Origin of the sequence: Yersinia sp. 1252 StPb PI (assembly GCF_048593885.1) — a bacterium.
Taxonomy (GTDB): Bacteria; Pseudomonadota; Gammaproteobacteria; order Enterobacterales; family Enterobacteriaceae; genus Yersinia; species Yersinia enterocolitica_E.
The window spans coordinates 1-15680 of the sequence record NZ_JAZGQE010000117.1 but is presented as its reverse complement, the minus strand read 5'-3'; the positions used below and the strand labels follow the sequence as shown (position 1 = coordinate 15680).

The following is a 15680-nucleotide window of genomic DNA, read 5'->3' as shown; positions in this document are numbered from 1 at the left end:
TCTTTAACAGATAATGGTTTGCTGAGTAAGTAACCTTGTAAGTAGTTTACGCCATGATGTGCCAAATACTGGAGCTGTTGCTCTGTTTCAACACCTTCAGCGACGGTTTCAATATTGAGTTTATTTGCCAGCATCAGTACTGCGTCTAATACCGGTGCTGCTACGGTATTAATGCCGATGGTGCTGACAAAACCACGATCAATTTTAATATAATCTAAAGTAAAACGTTCTAAATAGATCAGGGCGCTATGACCGGTACCAAAATCATCGACAGCAATTTGTATCCCCTGAGAACGCAGCCAGGCAAATTGTTTAATAGCGAGCTCTTCTTCAACCATACCACGCTCGGTAATCTCGAATACTGGTGCCAAGATATCCGTATTTAATTGCTTTAACATCTGAGAAACATCTTTGCGGAAGTTATCATTAGCAAGATGGACAGGGGAAATATTAAAGGCCAGTTTAGTCCCCGCCGGAAGGTGGTCTGCCATTAATTCACTGTCTTTGATGATTAACTCAAATAGATGCCGGGTTAATGGCTGAATCAGATGTTGAGCTTCCGCATAGGGAATAAAAAGATCCGGGGATATGCGCCCTTCAATAGGATGTTGCCAACGAATAAGCGCTTCAAGGCCAGATAATGAACGATCATGTGAACGAAATACTGGTTGATATTCAACGAAGAATTCGCCGCGTCGAATACCGCGCAAAATTTCAGCTTCAGCACTCTGGCTGGCAATTAAAATATAATAAGCAAGGATTCCGACCAGACCGGCAAGTAATAGCCCTCCTAATAGGGTCATGCGAATGTCATCAGCTGTCAGGCTAGTATGATAAATCAATATTTTAATCGGGTAGCCCGGTAGCTGGATCTCACGCGAGGCGCGTGCCGGTAGCTGGCTGATAGGTAAGACTTTAGAGTCAAAAGTTGTTACCGCTAATTCATCAATAATAATGGCTAAGCCGTTGACTTGATTATCTGAATAATTCAGCAATAAATAAGGGTGTAAGGTTAATTCTAATGTCGCTAATACACCGGTATTGCCGCGCCCAGCTTCACGCAACCACACCCCGACCGCCGGTTTACTGGGCATCATGGGGGTGCCTTGCTGAATTTTAAAGTCCAACGGCTGATGTAAGTTTATTTTAGGATATAGCGCACTGACAGCGACTTGCATATCACCTGTTGCTGAAGAGCAATAAGCGATACTGTCTCTAACCAATAAAAATGCTCTGACACCATTAGTAAATGCAGCCCGATAGTGGAGTGCCGGGCTGGCTTGCTCACAACTTTTGTCACTTAGTGGGATAAGTTGAGACATAGTGGTAGTCAGTTCATTTAGAAACTGGGAGGCGTAGGAGATAATATGATCACTTTGTGTTGTTAATTTACGTTCACTACTGCGATAAAGTAATGACAAAGTAATAACGACAAAGCAAATAAAAAAACAGAGTGCGAGGATGACACTTTTTTTTACAAGATGGCGTCTGGATAAAATATTGCGGGAGAACGCACTGTTTGAACCCATGTTACGCCGCTCCTCAGCATGATCGATAAAGTGTTATGAGTATAAGTTAAGTTAGCAACGCAACGCTACCAGTTTGCCAATGCGCAGGGTTAACAGTAATTAGCCGATCCAATTGAATCTCTATTCAATATAAATAAAAGATGCGGTTTAAATGCATCAAATAACTGAAACAAGCAGCGTTCATTTATACCGATATATTTTTGGCAATATGCTTCGATAAAACAAATCCCCAGCTTATTAACACGACCTATATAATTTTATAAGGATAAATCGTTGGTAAAGATCTCTGATCGCCAGAAAAGTCTCAACTAAGCGGGAATTATCTTACACAGAAAATTCTTGGATTTCGCGCCCCCCAGCCAAAAAAGGAGGTTTCCTACAAATTGACCGGAAATTGGGCTGGTAGCGGAGGGATAAGGAGGTATGTTCAGACAATAAAAAACGCTGCCAATGGCAGCGTTTTACAGTTTCGTTTGGTATCTCGGACAACAGGAATAAAAATCAGCTAACTGCGCGAACCGCTACTTAGGACACGACGGCCATCGCGATAACGCTTATTCCAATAATCTTCATTTAGGCTCGATATCGTCACACCGACACTGGTCGATGCATGCACAAATTTATCGTTACCTAAGTAGATACCTACATGGCGGCCAGTCGAACCTGCACGGAACAGCACCAAATCACCGGGGCGCAATTTAGTTCGTTGGATTGTTTTGCCAAGATCCTGCTGCTCAGAGGTTGAGCGTGGCAAATCCATACCAAATTGTTCACGGAAAGTGGTTTGTACAAATGCGGAGCAATCAATACCGCGTTTGCTGCTACCGCCTAAACGATAACGAACCCCCTTCCACCCTGCATACTGTTCTAAAATCTTCGACTTGACGTCAACGTTGCGTACCATCGCTTCGAATTCATCCTGAGAGGCTTGCAGTAAAAGCCCATCTTTGTCATTAACTGCACGCATCTCAGTTTGCGCATTATGTAAGTTCGAAGTCTGTGATGAACTACACGCGGATAACATTACCGCTGCTGCAACCGCAGGAATTACCCGCAGAATATATCTCATAATAGGTTGAGACTTGACCATTGTTGTTGTTTTCCCTTGCTGTCCTTACGACGGANGTCGCTACCAAAAAAACCAAACGAATCGAGATTATTGATTGAGATCCGATTAGACAATCACTTAACTGAATAACTGTGCTAGAACGCACAATATTAATCATGCAAGAGGCGAATGACCCAAATCCGAACACAAACGTTTTCGAGATTACCGTAATGATTAATAAAAGGCGAGACCTTTTACATCCATTATTATAGCTAAAGGTTATGTAACATAATGTAAAATTTCAGATTAAAAGTGGATAGCTGGATTTGTAGCCGTTTGGTAACAATAAATGAAGGAAAAGGTTAAGGTAAGAGAAAGGCAAAAAATGGACTTTTTTGCCTTAATATAAAGCCAATAACGCTATTGGCTTTTTGCCCCTGGCAGATTCCGGTTAATTACATCAATTATCTTGTCACTTAATGGCGTCAGCAATACCCAGCTTATCCCAACCAGCACTATCGACAGTGAGCCGACCGCAATGTCAGTAAACCAATGCGCGCCAATCATCACCCGTGGCATTGAAAAAATAACGACGATCAGTAGGGCAATGACAAAAGCACTGCGGGAAAAATAGCGCAGCATAAAGCAGGCAAAGATCATCAGCATCATGCCATGGTCGCCAGGGAAACTATCACTGGAGGCATCTTTGGTTGGAATACCGGTTAATTCACTGACGCGATTTATATTTTCAAACGTTAGTGTCGGGCTGGGATGCGAAACAGGCAGCAGATGGCCTAGTTGATTGAGGACCACCGCAGTTAATAGCATAACAAATCCGGTGACTATCAGGCGGCGACGACCCGCGGGGGTTTCCTTCATATAGAAGTACAAATAAAGCAGCCCCATAGATATAAGGGAAATAACATCGAAAATCCGGTTGTTGGTGATAGCCACCCAATGCAGAAATGACGTGCTGGACAGCAAGTGCTGGTTAAAATAGAAGAATATTGCCGAGTCTATTTTAAACCAAACGCCATGGTGCGCCGGGATATACCAAGATAAGAACAAAGCAATCCCAAGAAAATTGAGCAGTAGTATTGTCGGTAAATTACGCCGAGTCATGCGGGGCCTATAAATTATCAATGTATGAATTGTGTAACAAATAAAAATCGAGGTATATCATACCCCTTTATGTAGTCTGATAGTCAGTAATTGATGCTGTAGCATGTTCCAATCCGCTTCAGAGGCACTAATCAGTTCAATTCGGCTGTCCAGTGGTGCTATTTGACGTGTTTCTATTTGCAAGTCAGCACCTTGCCGGTTAACCACCAAAGTGCCTTCGGCAATACGCATAACACCTTTGACCCGCTCCACTGGATTTAACCGTATCCATTCCAACAATGGAACCGTATCAAACACTGTCTCAGCATTAAATACCCAACCACAGCTCTGATAACCTTGCCCCTGATTCAGCGCCCGCCGCCAAGGTTCGATCCCTTTTAAACGGAGCGCCGCCAAGCCTTTTGGTCGCCCTGAACCGTGGTGATGGGTACCGTCAGGCAATTCATTATTATTACTGTGTGGGATATCAAGCAGGGCCGCATCTACCTTTCCTTGTTCTGCATAATAGAGTGGACGTGGCATGGATTGGCGGTCATGCCATTGCTGCAATGCACTGTAGTCTTGTGAGGTGTAGGTATCCTGCTTATTTGCCACGATGATATCTGCGGCCGCCAGTTGGTCGCGGAAGTTCTCATTTTCGGTATAACGCGGTTCACTTAACTGGCGGGCATCGACCAGACAGAGGGTGGCACGCAGGTCAATCCAGGGTTGGTAAATATCGGAGGTTAATAAAGACAAGATCTGTTTTGGATGGCCCAACCCAGTCGGTTCGATTAATAACCGATCCGGTTTTGCCTGCTGTAGCAGCATATTCAAACCCACTTGCATCGGTAACCCATTAACACAACACATGCACCCGCCCGGTATTTCTTTTAATACCGCACCGCTGTCTGCTAATAGCGCACCATCAATACCAATCTCACCAAATTCATTAACCAGTACCGCCCATTTTTCATTTTGCGGTTTTTGTGACAATAAATGGCGAATGGTGGTGGTCTTACCGCACCCCAAAAAGCCAGTAATCAAGTTCGTTTTTGTCATCAGAGGTCTCCTACCGTAAATTTATTTTCAATAACCTCTCAAGAAAAGGCTCAAAGGTGTCGATGTTATCAGAAGAGGATATAACACCAGCCAAGCTTATTATTAAACGAAAAAGGCTAAAAGGCAGACAATTTCCTAGGTATGTTAGGAACCTCGCCTAATAGCGTTGCAAGACTAAGCAATATAATTCACTTCTACGAGGAATCTTAGTGAGTTATAAACGGAGTCGGGCAATAAAAAATGCTCGCTCATTCCCATCGCTCTGGCTGGAATCCTCTATCATTTAAAATGACAGATATGAGAGTCGAGGTGGTTATGATGAATTTTCGAGTGCTAATTATCGTAGCAATAATGTTTTCATGGATAGTCTCCTTTGCTGCAAGTAGTGCGCAATCTACCCGGTCTGCTACAGGAACAATTACATTTTTTGGTGCTATTGTAGATAGTCCATGTGATACCGCTTTCATCGAGAGTATCATTACAACACGTTGTTATCGTAATGGTGAGACATTGACTCAACGGCAAGTTGTTTCTGCTAATATGCCTCTCACTGCCCGTTTACCTGGTAATTTAGCTTCTTCTCATCTGGAATGGTTGAACCCGCAGCGTAGTCTGGGAATTTTCACTGTCACTTATCTCTAATATATTCAAACAATATGACGTATTCCTACAAGCACGGCTTATCACAGTGATAAGCCGTGTTAGATGGATGATGCGATTCAAATGAAATCATCTTGTTTGGCTACAATGATATTGTTCGACCACATGATATACTAACCCTCATTCAGACACCCTTTGGTCAGGCCAATTTGGTATTAGTCACGCCAATACCTGATGCAGGAAATAAGGTTATGCGGTTATATCAGGAAGTGGGCAGTCAATTGCGTGAGGCGATTGTCAGCGGGCAATACAACTTAGGCGATCGTTTACCGCCTGAACGTGACATCGCCGAAAATTTCAGTGTCAGTCGCAGTGTGGTTCGTGAAGCACTGATTATGCTGGAGCTGGAAAAATTGGTGGAGGTACGCAAAGGTTCTGGCGTCTATGTGGTTAACGTGCCCGATATGCCAGCAAACGGTGAATCCGCAGTGACCTCTGATAGTGGTTACGGCCCATTTGAATTACTGCAAGCCCGCCAATTACTGGAAAGCGAAGTCGCCGCTTTTGCTGCCATGCAGGCGACCAAAACCGATATCATCAAAATGCGTCACGCCATCGAGCAGGAAAAGACTGCACTGGCTGCGGGGGCAGTGGATGAAAGCGCTGATGAGTTGTTTCATTGCCTACTGGCACAATCGACGCAAAATAGCGTGCTAGCCAATATGGTTACAGAGGCCTGGCAAGCGCGCAAAACCAGCGCCATGTGGCAGGTTGCTCACCGTCACACCCTGGATTTCAGCTACCGTTGGCAGTGGTTAGAAGACCATCAGAAAATCTTGCAAGCTGTGTTACGCCGTGACAGCAAAGCGGCTAAGCAAGCCATGTGGCAGCACTTGGAAAATGTAAAACTAAAACTGCTCGAGCTTTCAGATGCCAACCATCCTGATTTTGATGGTTATTTGTTTGAGTCTGCGCCGTACCAGCTTGAAGAATAATTTACCCTTCGGCCTTGAAGCTGCAGCGGTGTTGGCTGCGCTCACTTACCCGAATCACTTACTTGAGTAAGCTCATCGGGATGCATTTGCTTGCCGCCTACCTGCACCTCCAATGACTTTGGGTAAACCCTTCGGCCTTGAAGTTACAGCGGTGTTGGCTGCGCTCACTTACCCGAATCACTTACTTGAGTAAGCTCATCGGGATGCATTTGCTTGCCGCCTACCTGCACCTCCAATGACTTTGGGTAAACCCTTCGGCCTTGAAGTTGCAGTGGTGTTGGCTGCGCTCACTTACCCGAATCACTTACTTGAGTAAGCTCATCGGGATGCATTTGCTTGCCGCCTACCTGCACCTCCAATGACTTTGGGTAAACCCTTCGGCCTTGAAGTTGCAGCGGTGTTGGCTGCGCTCACTAACTCGATTGGAATTAATGAGCCTCACTCTTGAGGCTCATTCGGTGAGTGCGCTAAATTAATCCTGCTGCGCCAAACGTTTTACACTCTCTTTCGCGCCAAATTGTTGCAAGCTGAGGTAAGCCTCGGTGACTGCATCAACAAATACCGGCTGCTGTGGTAAGGACTCACCAAACAGCGACTTCAGTGATAGCAAACTCTGTACCCGGGCAACGCCATCTTCACTGCTGGCGACACATTTTTTAAAGCTGTCAGCCATCGGATCACGGATATCTATGGCCTGGCCGTTATCGTCGATCCCACCTACATAGCGCATCCAACCGGCGATACCTAATGCCAGACAGCGATAAGCGCCGCCATGTTGTAAATGCCAACGCACGGAATCGAGCATCCGTTGTGGTAATTTTTGGCTACCGTCCATGGCAATTTGCCAGGTGCGATGTTTTAACGCCGGGTTGCTGTAGCGCTCAATCAATTGATCAGCATAGGCATTAAGATCCACCCCGGTGACGCGCAAGGTTGGGGCTTGTTCATCCATCATCAGGCGACGGGCGGTGAGGCGATAGTTACTGTCGGCCATACAATCATTAATATGTTGATAACCGGCGAGATAACCCAGATAGGAGAGGTATGAGTGGCTGCCATTTAACATGCGCAGCTTCATTTCTTCGAATGGCAAGACATCATCGACCAATTGCACTCCAGCCACTTCCCAGTCCGGGCGGCCCGCGACAAATTTATCTTCAACTACCCACTGAATGAACGGCTCACAAGCAATACCACAAGGGTCTGCTACGCTCAGGGTATCGGCAATTTGTTGCAAGGTTTCAGCGGTGGCGGCTGGAACAATACGGTCGACCATAGTATTAGGGAAGGTGACATGTTGACTGATCCAACTAGCCAGTTCTGGGTCTCGGGCCATAGCCAGGCCGAGGACGGCATTTTTCACGACATGGCCATTTTCTGGAATATTATCGCAAGAAAGCACAGTAAAAGGGGGTAGGCCGCGTGAGCGACGTAAGCGCAGGGCTTCTACCAGAATACCGGGGGCGGAGGTTGGCGCATCGGGTATCGCCAGATCTGCGCGGATAAACTCATTTTGCAGATCCAATTGGCCGCTACCCGGTTCGATGCAGTAACCTTTCTCAGTAATCGTCAGTGAGACAATCGCCACTTGTGGTTCGGCCAATTTTTCCAATACTTGGATGATGCCATCTAATCGGGCATGGACTGACTCGCAAACCGAACCGACAATAATGGCCTGATTACCTTGCGCCCCTTTTTCCAGCACTGAGAAGAGATGATTCTGTTGGCGTAAATTTTGAATCAAAACGTCGCCACCAAACAAGCTGACTTCGCAAATACCCCAGTCGCCCCCTTGTTTATTTAACACCCGGTCAGTGAGCAGCGCTTGATGGGCGCGATGAAATGCACCAAAGCCAATGTGAACAATGCGGCTTTTCAGTGCTGTTCTATCATAAGTAGGCTGCTGTACGGTTGAGGGAAGGGGGCTGTTGGCAATGGTGTTCATACGTGGCTCCAAAATCATTCACCCCACGATTATTACAAAGGGGCTGACATAAAAGGTGGCAAATAAAAAGTTGTTAGACCAGTTTTAGTCGGCTGTTTGTAGGAAAGAAGCCACACCATACTGACCATTTTCTTTTGCTCGTTGCCATGAATATCGGCTTGCAGTGTAAAGCCATATGACAGAAAATAAAATTGGTAAGTCCAATATTGGTTATATTCGTGAGGTGGATCAACCAATGAGGTTTTGCTTTTTGACACCCGGCGGTTAAAAAGTAAGGATAAAGCTGAGTGATACCTCTTGGAAATCGGTATAACAACATTTTTAGCACCTGAACAGTTTACGCAGAGAAGGTAAAAATAAATGGAACAAACATGGCGTTGGTATGGCCCGCATGATCCGGTGTCGCTGGATGATATCCGTCAGGCGGGTGCAACTGGAGTAGTGACAGCATTACATCACATCCCGAATGGTGAAGTATGGCCGGTGAGTGAGATCAAGCAACGTCAGGCAGAGCTTGCCGCTAAAGGTTTGGTGTGGTCGGTAGTTGAAAGTGTCCCGATTCATGAAGAGATCAAAACGCACAGCGGCAACTATCAGCAACATATTGAAAATTATCAGCAAACGCTACGTAATCTGGCGGCCTGTGGTATTGATACCGTGTGCTATAACTTTATGCCAGTGCTCGACTGGACACGCACAGATCTGGAATATCAACTGCCAGATGGTTCCAAAGCATTACGTTTCGATCAGATAGCCTTTGCTACCTTCGAACTGTATATCCTTAAACGCCCTGGTGCGGTGAATGATTACACTGCGGAAGAACAGGCGCAGGCAGCAGATTACTTCGATGCGATGACTGAAGCGGATATCGCCAAGCTGACGGGCAATATTATTGCTGGTCTGCCGGGGGCAGAAGAAGGTTATACACTGGATCAATTCCGTGCACGTTTGGCGGAGTATAACGGCATCGATAAAGCGCAACTGCGTGAAAATATGGCTTACTTCCTGCAAGCCATTATACCGGTTGCCGAACAGGTTGGTCTGCGTATGGCGGTACATCCCGATGATCCACCGCGCCCAATCCTTGGCCTACCGCGGATTGTTTCCACCATTGAAGATATGCAGTGGCTGAAAGAGACAGTTGATAGTATTCATAACGGTTTTACTATGTGCACCGGCTCTTATGGGGTGCGGGCTGACAACGATCTGGTGAAGATGATCGAAACCTTTGGTGATCGTATTCATTTTACGCATTTACGCTCGACCTGCCGCGAAGGGAACCCAAAGACCTTCCATGAAGGCGGCCATCTGCAAGGCGATGTGGACATGTATTCCGTCGTCAAAGCCATCTTGACCGAAGAGCAACGCCGTCAGGCTGCCGGTGATATGCGTCCGATCCCGATGCGCCCAGACCACGGTCATCAGATGCTGGATGATTTGCATAAGAAAACCAATCCGGGCTATTCGGCGATTGGCCGTTTGAAAGGGTTAGCTGAGGTGCGTGGTGTGGAGTTGGCGCTGAAACGGGCGTTCTTCCCTGAACTAAAATAACCCGCTATTTTTCAATATATTAAGGGCCAGAAATGGCCCTTAACTGTTTTATACCCAACCATACCCAATAGATTTCAAGATGCAGGAAGGCGGCAAGCGAGATACAAATCGGTCGGGAACCGATTTGTACAGCATTTATGCCAGCCCGCAGGGTGAGCCTCAAGGATGAGGCTCATTAATCCCGATGAGCTTACGCAGTCAAGTGATTCGGGTTATTGAGAGCAGCCAACACACCTGCAACTTGAAAGATGAAGGGGATTGGGTATTATTCAGCGCGGCCCATATAACGGCGTTCCGCAATATGAATACGGATTTTCTCACCCGGGCTGATATATTCCGGCACCTGAATAGATAAGCCGGTGCTCATCACAGCAGGTTTGTTGCGAGCACTGGCCGATGCGCCTTTGATGCTTGGGGCGGTATCAACAATTTCCATATCAACAGTCTGCGGCAATTCCAGCGCCAATAATTGACCATCCATCGTCAGAACCTGCATGCCTGGCATGCCCCCTTCAGGAATAAATAACAGTTCTTCTTCGATCTGTTCTTTTTTGAAGTTATAAGGGGTGAAATCTTCATCATCCATAAAGACGTATTCGTCGCCATCGATGTAAGAGAAATTCACTGATCGGCGGGTCAGGGTGATGGTATCGAGGATCTCATCGCCTTTAAAACGCTCTTCAACTTTTAAACCGGTCCGCACATCAGAAAACCGCATTTTATACAGGGTACTTGCGCCACGGGCGCTTGGGCTTTGCACATCAATATCTTTCACCAGCAGTAACTTGCCGTTGAGGTTGACCGCCATACCACGTTTTATTTCGTTAGCTCTAGCCATTTATTAACCGCCAATCAGGATTGAAGATAAGTTGCGACAAGTTACTCGCGCCGCCAGTTTCAGGCAAGCAAATATCGCCTCCATATTTGAAGTCGCTGGGGCTATTCGCTTGCGGCCTGGCGGCAACAGTAAACGCTTTGGAGATAGCGCTAAAAAGAGAGTTATTCCCGTGTAAAAATAACCCTATTGATAGACCGGTAACCAGCCCAATAGTGCAGCAATATGGGTAATGGCATTGATCAAACCAAACAGGATGATAAAACCAATCATCAAACGCCCGCCGGGAGCACGATAAACAGCCTGTGGGAAGCGTTTACGGCTGGCCCGCGCCATCAGCGCTGGCACTATTACCGCCCAAATGGTAGCCGCTAAACCGGCAAATCCAATGGCATATAAGAAGCCATTCGGGAACAGCAGCGCACCGAGGGTCGGTGGCACAAAAGTGATCAGTGCTGATTTAGTCCGCCCGTTACGGGTATCACTAAATTTAAAGAAGTCGGCAATATAATCAAACAACCCCAGAGATACCCCAAGGAATGAGCTAGCCAGCGCCATATAAGAGAAAGCATTGAGTAACTGGCTGGTGGCCTGACTGGTCGAAATGGTGTCCATCTGTTTTAGCAGGCTACCGATGTTGCCACCGTCAGCAATCACCTGTTTGAAGGCGTCACGGGCGATATTACCTTGAATAGCATACTGCCATAGGACATAAATGATTAACGCGATCAGGGTGCCGTACAGCAGGCTGCGCACCACTGCTTTGCTGTCTTTGTGGTAGTACTTCACCAGCCCCGGTACATTACCGTGATAACCAAATGAGGTCAGCAAGTAGGGCAGTGCGGCCAGTGCATAAGGTAAATAGCGGGCGCTGCTATCAGTTTGATTGAATAGAACGGCACTTTGTACATGGCTAAACATGTCACCAACCGACATGACAAATGTAATTACCATTCCGCCGATTAATATCGTACTTAAGCGATCCACTGCGCGGGTCGATAACCAAACGATAAATGCGACCAATAACACAAAGATAAAGCCAGCACCGGTCTGACCAATCCCCACGACATTTTGCAGGGTGTGAGAAATGATTGAGCCACCGGCGGAGATATAAGCGTAGGTCAGGATGTAGAGCACAAAGGTTATCGACAATCCATTGATGGAACTCCAGATCTTACCCAGCAGGTCTTGTACCATGGTGTGAAAGCTGGCCCCGGTGGGGTAGTTCAGGTTAGCTTCCAAAATCATCAAGCCAGAAATCAGCATACAAGCCCAGGTATAAATCAGCAGTATTACTGAGCCGCTGAACCATACCCCGGCTGTGACGATTGGGATTGAGAACATCCCCGCCCCTACAGCGGTTCCGGCGACTATCATCGCCCCGCCAAGGACGGAAGGGCGTGATAACGGTTGGGATACATCCATCGACATCGGTAACTCCAAATATCCTTCATCCTTGCCGCTTCAGCAGAATTTGTTGTCTTGCTGTAACGTTAATGACGCGGGCTATAAATAATAGGTTAGTGGTTCTTTTGTACTAGCTTAATGGTACATGCTGGTGAGGATTCTGTAAACAGACGAATATACTCATGCCGATCATATGATCAGTGATTAGTCTGGTGATGGGATTAACTTGTGATTGAATATCGTACAAATTGGGATTTTAACGGTTAAAAAGTGAACTGATGGTGCGGGGGTGAAAAGCACCGCCTATGGCATGGATCGGTTATTAAACCGCCGGGCAAGGATAGTGCTGGTAGTTAATGGGGGTGATTGCTATTGTCTGCTGTTATTCCACCAGCCTACAGGAGCCTGCTGATGGACTGTCGCTCAGATTGCGGTGCCTGCTGTATTGCTCCTTCTATTTCCAGCCCGATCCCCGGTATGCCATTCGGTAAGCCTGCCAATACCCGTTGTCTGCATTTGGATGAGAGTATGCGTTGCGCCATTTTTCATTCCCCTTCGCGACCGGCAGTATGTGCCAGCTTACAAGCATTGCGGGAGATGTGTGCTGATACCCGAGAACAAGCGTTGGTCTATTTGATTAAGCTGGAAGCGGATACCGCCCCTTCGTGATAGAACAGGCGGCATTATTACGACAGGTCTGATAGGCGCGTTACTTCATATTAGTCATCGGTGTTGCTTCGATGACGAGTGTTTCCAGTGGTTTTAGCGTAACAATCACCGGCTTACTGTAATCGAGTGGCAGAGTTGCATTGGTGCCATATACCCTCTTAAGTGTGAAGCTCGTTGCTTCGCCGCTCGGAATTTCGAAGTTTTTAGTGAGATCTAAATAGTAACTTTGTTCTTTGTCGGATGGATTACGCAATCCAAATACTGCTTTATCTTTATTCCATAAGGCCCAGCCATAAACTTCCAGTGCAGTAGGGTCACCGCCAATCCAATGGGTATCAACCAGCACATCGCTATTTTTCCGTGACCATTTAGCGGCGGTCGCCAGCGTATCCCATTTGTTGTTATTTAACATGGACGGCGTGATGTAAAGCTCTTGTAGCTGGGTTCCCGTTGCAAAGTAGCTCCAGACCTGATCAGCAAAGTCATGGTCGGTCTGCACTTTTTCCAACCCAAAATAGGCATTTTCCGCGCTAACAATGCCGTGGTACATCAGCGAGTTTATCGGGAATATCCTTGTTATTTGAGGTCCAGAAAGGTTATTTGCATTTTGAGTCGGTGCTTTGAGTCTGATAATGATTAGAATTCATGATGTTACCCGACGGTAGCCGGGCAACATTTTGATGACACAAGATTTATAGCGAGGTTTCAGTTTCGGGGATTAACTTATTAGCTGATCCACAGACGATGATTTTACTGCGCACGATGTCTTTCATGGCATCCATACCGACGCGCATGTAATAGCGCGGGTCGTTACCTTCCGGGTTATCGCCAAACCATTTTTTCACCGCCGCGGCGAAGGCGATTTTCAACTCAGTTGCTACGTTTACTTTGCAAACACCCAGTTGAATAGCTCGTCTGACATAGTCATCAGGGACATCGCTTGCACCATGTAGAACCAATGGAATATCGACGGTTTCATGGATTTCTGCCAGGCGCTGGAAATCAATTTTTGGCCGTTTGGCGTACAGGCCGTGGGCTGTTCCGATCGCAACCGCGAGGCTATCGACACCGGTAAGTTCCACAAAGCGACGCGCTTCTTGTGGGTCAGTGAGAAAAGCACTCTCCTCATCGACATCCATATCGTCTTCCACCCCCCCCAGACGCCCTAACTCAGCTTCAACGCTACAATCGTGGCGATGACAAAAATCGACGACACTCTTCACCAGACCCACATTCTCAGCGAATGGGAAGTGGCTACCGTCAATCATCGCACTGCGTACACCGGCGTTGACCTTGCGGCTGATATCGTCCAGTGACTCGTGATGGTCGAGATGCAGCGCGAGCGGCATGCCATAACTTTCAGAGTAGGCTTCGCACAGTGCGTAGATTTCTTCAAAAGCGATGTGCTTAAAGGTGCCGGGCGTACCTGCAAGGATCACCGGTGATTGCATCTCTTTGCAAACTTCTAGAATGGCCTGAATGGTTTCCGCGTTATGGATATTAAAAGCAGGTACGGCGTAGCGCCGAGCCTGCGCATCCTGCAAAAGATATTTGGTAGAAATAATGCTCATGTAGTGATCCTCTCAGCCTTTCCAGGGATGAATAACGACGCCTTTCACTACACGGTTTACCGTGCCGCTGGCGGAAGGCGTGTCGGGGGTGATACCTGCTTTGATAGATTCGCTGAGAGCGAAAATCTGTGTGTACATCAGGAAGCAGAACGCCTGTTCGACATCAATAAACTCTCGGGCTGCGGGTAACAAAATATGCGGGCCTGAGTCGATTTCTGGGCTGGATTCGGCACAAATCGCTACGACGCGCATCGCTTGTTGGTCGCGGCGCAACTCAGCCAGCAAGTCGAGGTCGTATTGACGGGTATAAGGGTGGCTTGAAACCAACACCACAACCAGCGTTTCAGCGTTAACCAGTGATTTTGGTCCGTGGCGAAAGCCGGTGGGGGACTCATAAAACGCCGCTAATTTACCTGCCGTTAGCTCCAGCACTTTCAGTGCCGATTCGCGCGCCACGCCTTGTAATCCGCCACTGCCGAGGTAAACAACCCGTTTAAAGGGCAGATCACCAAATACGGCAGTGCTAAAGTCGCCCTGCGAAGCAACTATCTGCTTACAGCGCGTTGCGACATCCTGAAAACTGGTGCTGTTGATGACCTCGGGGGCGAAGACCGCCAAACAACTGGCCATCATGGTGCTGATGCTACTGGTCATGGCGAAACCACGGTCATGGGTTTCGGTTGGCATTAACAGTGCCAGTGCGTTATCACTTTTCAACGCATTGTGATACAAGCTGCCGGCTTCATTGCAGGTGATGACCAGATGGTGGCACTGGCTGACAAGTTGGTTGGTTAAGTCCACTGCGGCGACGCTTTCAGGGCTGTTACCGGAGCGTGCAAAGGAGATGAGCAGTGTCGGGCGCTGGGGAGATAAATAGTCAGCAGGATTAGTAACGAGGTCCGTTGTGGGCACTGCGACAAAATTTCTCTCGCTATGGCGCGACAGCCACGGCGCAATAATATCGCCGATAAATGCTGAGGTACCGGCACCTGTCAGGACAATCTGTAGGTCAGATGTTTGCAGGAGCGGCGCAAGGAAAGTGTCGATATCGTTACGTTGACGTTCAATGTTTTTTAACGATCGGATCCAGCTTGCTGGTTGCTGGCGGATCTCTTTTTCAGTCCAGGTTGATGTGCCGCAAGTACCGGCAGATTGGGTTTCGCTCATAACTCAGTCCTTAGTAGTACATATTCAATGGGTCAGTACAAAGTAGAACATGACAATCTTTCGTTTCATTTCATTTCATCAATTTTATGTCTAAGTGAAAATCTATAGAAAAGAAAACGAAAGGTCAATATAAGAAAAGTAATAAAACGAAAAACGTGATCTGGAAGTGGGGTTTATGTTTTTATTTTATTGATTTATAT

General features: G+C 47.0%; 13 protein-coding genes and 1 pseudogene. 4 read left to right on the top strand and 10 right to left on the bottom strand.

Translation table 11 applies throughout. The features are described from left to right. From V2A85_RS16015 to V2A85_RS16000, 4 genes are all read right to left on the bottom strand, one after another. The coding region (locus V2A85_RS16015; RefSeq protein WP_420071818.1) for a cyclic di-GMP phosphodiesterase at positions 1-1529 on the bottom strand (1529 nt) is incomplete at its 3' end. Between the two features lie 505 nt (positions 1530-2034). Continuing rightward, positions 2035-2619 carry a bifunctional murein DD-endopeptidase/murein LD-carboxypeptidase gene (gene mepS, locus V2A85_RS16010; RefSeq protein ID WP_083158357.1) on the bottom strand — a complete coding sequence of 195 codons (585 nt, stop codon included), beginning with the start codon at positions 2617-2619 and terminating at the stop codon, positions 2035-2037. 378 nt (positions 2620-2997) lie between these two features. Continuing rightward, positions 2998-3699, bottom strand: coding sequence for a phosphatase PAP2 family protein (locus V2A85_RS16005; RefSeq protein ID WP_420071817.1), 702 nt, complete (start codon positions 3697-3699; stop codon positions 2998-3000). A 57-nt stretch (positions 3700-3756) separates the two neighbouring features. After that, on the bottom strand, positions 3757-4740 hold the full coding sequence (locus tag V2A85_RS16000; RefSeq protein ID WP_372559392.1) for a CobW family GTP-binding protein: 984 nt from the start codon (positions 4738-4740) through the stop codon (positions 3757-3759). Positions 4741-5055: 315 nt separating this feature from the next. Between V2A85_RS16000 and V2A85_RS15995 the strand changes: the two genes are divergently transcribed. Beyond that, positions 5056-5382, top strand: a complete 327-nt coding sequence (locus tag V2A85_RS15995) for a hypothetical protein (RefSeq protein ID WP_083163547.1) — start codon at positions 5056-5058, stop codon at positions 5380-5382. Positions 5383-5591: 209 nt separating this feature from the next. After that, positions 5592-6335 (top strand): GntR family transcriptional regulator, encoded by a 744-nt coding sequence (locus tag V2A85_RS15990; protein ID WP_420071819.1) that lies wholly within the window; start codon positions 5592-5594, stop codon positions 6333-6335. A 472-nt stretch (positions 6336-6807) separates the two neighbouring features. Here the strand turns inward: V2A85_RS15990 and V2A85_RS15985 are convergent, their stop codons facing one another. After that, the gene (locus tag V2A85_RS15985) at positions 6808-8280 is read right to left on the bottom strand and encodes a mannitol dehydrogenase family protein (protein WP_372559390.1); all 1473 of its coding nucleotides are present in this window, start codon (positions 8278-8280) and stop codon (positions 6808-6810) included. 360 nt (positions 8281-8640) lie between these two features. On the opposite strand from V2A85_RS15985, the gene uxuA reads away from it, so the two are divergent. Further along, complete coding sequence (uxuA, locus tag V2A85_RS15980; RefSeq protein WP_420071816.1) at positions 8641-9831, top strand: mannonate dehydratase; 1191 nt, start codon at positions 8641-8643, stop codon at positions 9829-9831. Positions 9832-10096: 265 nt separating this feature from the next. Here uxuA and yeiP read toward each other — a convergent pair whose 3' ends face one another. Then, the gene (yeiP, locus tag V2A85_RS15975; protein WP_005193072.1) at positions 10097-10669 is read right to left on the bottom strand and encodes an elongation factor P-like protein YeiP; all 573 of its coding nucleotides are present in this window, start codon (positions 10667-10669) and stop codon (positions 10097-10099) included. Between the two features lie 183 nt (positions 10670-10852). Beyond that, positions 10853-12097, bottom strand: coding sequence for a tryptophan permease (mtr, locus tag V2A85_RS15970; RefSeq protein WP_372559388.1), 1245 nt, complete (start codon positions 12095-12097; stop codon positions 10853-10855). Positions 12098-12484: 387 nt separating this feature from the next. Here mtr and V2A85_RS15965 point away from each other — a divergent pair, with 387 nt between their 5' ends. After that, a complete protein-coding gene (locus V2A85_RS15965) occupies positions 12485-12742 on the top strand; it encodes a YkgJ family cysteine cluster protein (RefSeq protein WP_420071815.1) in 258 nt (85 codons plus the stop codon). Between the two features lie 40 nt (positions 12743-12782). On the opposite strand, the pseudogene V2A85_RS15960 reads toward V2A85_RS15965, so the two are convergent. The 3 genes and pseudogenes from V2A85_RS15960 to V2A85_RS15950 all read right to left on the bottom strand — a co-directional run. After that, positions 12783-13313 (bottom strand): annotated as a pseudogene (locus V2A85_RS15960) (enterotoxin); the annotation flags it as partial. Between the two features lie 121 nt (positions 13314-13434). Next, a complete protein-coding gene (gene kbaY, locus V2A85_RS15955) occupies positions 13435-14313 on the bottom strand; it encodes a tagatose-bisphosphate aldolase subunit KbaY (protein WP_420071814.1) in 879 nt (292 codons plus the stop codon). A gap of 12 nt (positions 14314-14325) precedes the next feature. Next, on the bottom strand, positions 14326-15480 hold the full coding sequence (locus tag V2A85_RS15950; protein WP_420071813.1) for an SIS domain-containing protein: 1155 nt from the start codon (positions 15478-15480) through the stop codon (positions 14326-14328). Between the last annotated feature and the right edge of the window lie 200 nt (positions 15481-15680).

What these genes read in the sequence shown, in the direction of transcription:
- mtr (WP_372559388.1), bottom strand. Translation starts at nt 12,097, where the DNA reads ATGTCGATGGATGTATCCCAACCGTTATCACGCCCTTCCGTCCTTGGC.
- V2A85_RS15995 (WP_083163547.1), top strand. Translation starts at nt 5,056, where the DNA reads ATGATGAATTTTCGAGTGCTAATTATCGTAGCAATAATGTTTTCATGG.
- V2A85_RS15990 (WP_420071819.1), top strand. Translation starts at nt 5,592, where the DNA reads ATGCGGTTATATCAGGAAGTGGGCAGTCAATTGCGTGAGGCGATTGTC.
- uxuA (WP_420071816.1), top strand. Translation starts at nt 8,641, where the DNA reads ATGGAACAAACATGGCGTTGGTATGGCCCGCATGATCCGGTGTCGCTG.
- V2A85_RS15965 (WP_420071815.1), top strand. Translation starts at nt 12,485, where the DNA reads ATGGACTGTCGCTCAGATTGCGGTGCCTGCTGTATTGCTCCTTCTATT.
- V2A85_RS15985 (WP_372559390.1), bottom strand. Translation starts at nt 8,280, where the DNA reads ATGAACACCATTGCCAACAGCCCCCTTCCCTCAACCGTACAGCAGCCT.
- V2A85_RS16000 (WP_372559392.1), bottom strand. Translation starts at nt 4,740, where the DNA reads ATGACAAAAACGAACTTGATTACTGGCTTTTTGGGGTGCGGTAAGACC.
- kbaY (WP_420071814.1), bottom strand. Translation starts at nt 14,313, where the DNA reads ATGAGCATTATTTCTACCAAATATCTTTTGCAGGATGCGCAGGCTCGG.
- V2A85_RS15950 (WP_420071813.1), bottom strand. Translation starts at nt 15,480, where the DNA reads ATGAGCGAAACCCAATCTGCCGGTACTTGCGGCACATCAACCTGGACT.
- V2A85_RS16005 (WP_420071817.1), bottom strand. Translation starts at nt 3,699, where the DNA reads ATGACTCGGCGTAATTTACCGACAATACTACTGCTCAATTTTCTTGGG.
- yeiP (WP_005193072.1), bottom strand. Translation starts at nt 10,669, where the DNA reads ATGGCTAGAGCTAACGAAATAAAACGTGGTATGGCGGTCAACCTCAAC.
- mepS (WP_083158357.1), bottom strand. Translation starts at nt 2,619, where the DNA reads ATGGTCAAGTCTCAACCTATTATGAGATATATTCTGCGGGTAATTCCT.